A 2686-nucleotide genomic window follows, 5' to 3' on the forward strand; every position below is an offset into this window, starting at 1 on the left:
GCACCGGCGACGTGGCCCGCTGGCTGCCCGACGGTGCCATCGAGTACGTGGGCCGCGCGGACTTCCAGGTGAAGGTGCGCGGCCTGCGCATCGAGCTGGGAGAGATTGAAGCCGCACTGGAGCAGCAGCCCGGCGTGCGGCAAGCGGTGGTGGTGGCCCGTGAGGATGCAGCCGGTGACAAGCGGCTCGTGGCCTACGTCGTGCGCGGTAGCGGCAGTGAAGCAGTGGAGGTGGGTGCGCTGCGCTCGCGGCTGCACGAGAGGCTGCCGGAGTACATGGTGCCCTCCGCCTTCGTGGTGCTGGACGCCTTGCCGCTGACGCCCAGTGGCAAGGTGGACCGCAAGGCCCTGCCTGCTCCGGAAGCCTCGCAAGCCCGCGCCCCCACCCGTCCGCCGCGCACCGACACGGAGCGTGAGCTGGCGGCGCTCTGGAGCCGCGTGCTTCGCATCGAGGACGTGGGCGCCGAGGACAGCTTCTTCGACCTGGGCGGCCACTCGCTGAGCGCCACCCAGGTGCTCGCGCGCGTGCGACAGCACTTCGGGGTCGAGCTCTCCCTGCCCGACTTCTTCGCGAGCCCCACCGTGGAGGCGGTGGCCCGCCGCATCGACGCGCTGGTCCTGGAGAGGCCCGCGGCGCCCGTGCCACCGCTCCGTGCCCGGACCGCGCAGGGCCCCGCGCCCCTGTCGTTCGCGCAGCAGCGCCTGTGGTTCCTCTCGAAGCTGGACCCCGACAGCTCGAACTACAACCTCCCCACCGCCGTGCGTCTGGAGGGCCCGCTCGACGTGCCCGCGCTCACGCGCACCCTGCGCGACGTGCTCCAGCGCCACGAATCCCTGCGCACGACGCTCCAGGAGCACGGGCACCAGCCCGTCCAGGTCATCGCGACTGAGCCTCCGCTGCCGGCGGTCTGGGCGGACGTGAGCGGCCTGCCCGCCAACGAACGCGAAGCCGCGCTCCACCGCCTCGTCGAGCACGAGGCCTGGCGGCCCTTCGACCTGGCGACGGGGCCGCTCTGGCGCGTGCTCCTCGTCCGGTTGGAGGAGGCGCGACACGCGCTGCTCATCACCCTGCACCACGTCATCTCCGACGGTTGGTCCATGGGCGTCCTCGTCCAGGAGCTGACGACGCTGTACACGGCCCACGCCCTGCGACGTCCCGCGAGCCTTGAACCGCTCGCCGTGCAGTACCCGGACTTCGCCCTCTGGCAGCGCGGGTGGCTGCGCGACGAGGTGCTGGAGGCACAGCTCGGCTGGTGGCGGGCCCGGCTCCAGGGCGCGCCCCGGACGCTGGAGCTGCCCACGGACCGCCCGCGCCCGGCCGCGCCGACGCTCCAGGGTGGCGCGCACGCCTTCCAGTTCCCCATGGCGCTGTCGGAGGCGCTCCAGGCCCTCTGCCGCCAGGAGGGCGTCACGCCTTCCATGGTGGTGCTGGCCGCGTTCCAGGTGCTGCTGTCGCGCTACTCCGGACAGGACGACATCAGCGTGGGCTCACCCATCGCGGGCCGCACGCACGCGGAGCTGGAGGGGCTCATCGGCTTCTTCGTCAACACGCTGGTCCTGCGCACGGAGCTCGCCGGAGTCCCCAGCTTCCGCGCGCTGCTCGCCCGGGTGCGCGACGTGACGCTGGGCGCCTACGCCCACCAGGACGTGCCCTTCGAGAAGCTGGTGGAAGCGCTGCGGCCCGAGCGCATCGCCGGCCGCGCGCCCCTCTTCCAGGTGATGCTCGCGTACCAGAACGCCCCGATGCCGGAGGTGCTCGGGCCCGGGCTGAAGATGGGCCCGCTCAAGCTCGAGCACCGCGCGGCGAAGTTCGACCTCGTCCTGTCCATCAGCGACCGGGGTCAGGGCCTGCGCGGCCTGCTGGAGTACAGCACCGACCTGTTCGACGCCTCGACGGCGGAGCGCATGATGGGCCACCTGCGCGTGCTGCTGGAGGGAGCCCTCGCGGGGCCGGATCATCCGCTCCACGCGCTGCCCCTGCTCACGGCGGGAGAGCGGCACCTGCTGTTCCACGCGTGGCGCGACCCGTCCGCCGCCTCCGCGAAGGACGCGGGCCTGCACCGGCTGCTCCAGGCCCAGGCCCGGCTCACGCCGGAGGCCGTGTCCGCGGAGCAGGAGGGAGAGACCCTCACCTGGGCCGAGGCACACCGGCGTGCCCGCGAGGTGTACCGGGTGCTGGTCGCCCAGCGGAAGGTGGAGCTGCCCGCGCCGCCTCCGCTGGTCCCCGTGCCGCGCACGGGCCCGCTGCCGCTGTCGTTCGCCCAGCAGCGCCTGTGGTTCATTGATCAGCTGGAGCCCGGCACCGCCACGTACAACATCCCGTTCGCGCTGCGCGTACAGGGCGAGCTGGACGTGCCAGCGCTGGAGCAGGCCTTCCGCGCGCTCCTCCACCGTCACGAGGCCCTGCGCACCACGTTCGTGGTCCGTGACGCGGAGCCCTTCCAGGAGGTCCATCCTGCTGGCGACTTCCACCTGACCGTGGTGGACCTGGGCGCGCAGCCCCCGGCCGAACGTGAGGCCGAAGCCCAGGGACGCACCGCCGCGGAGGCCGTGCGTCCGTTCGATCTCGCGCGCGGGCCCCTGCTGCGCGCCTCGCTGATCCGGATCGATTCGCGAGAGCACGTGCTGCTGCTGACGATGCACCACATCGTCTCCGACGGCTGGTCCATGGGCGTGCTCGTGCGCGA

Annotated in this window: 1 protein-coding gene; it reads left to right on the plus strand. The window is 72.8% G+C overall.

Annotated elements, in window-relative coordinates:
* Positions 1–2686 (plus strand): condensation domain-containing protein (locus ACLEQD_RS40855; RefSeq protein WP_410391330.1); only part of this gene is annotated, 2686 nt, incomplete at both ends.

The organism is Corallococcus sp. 4LFB (assembly GCF_046520365.1).
Lineage (GTDB): Bacteria > Myxococcota > Myxococcia > Myxococcales > Myxococcaceae > Corallococcus > Corallococcus caeni.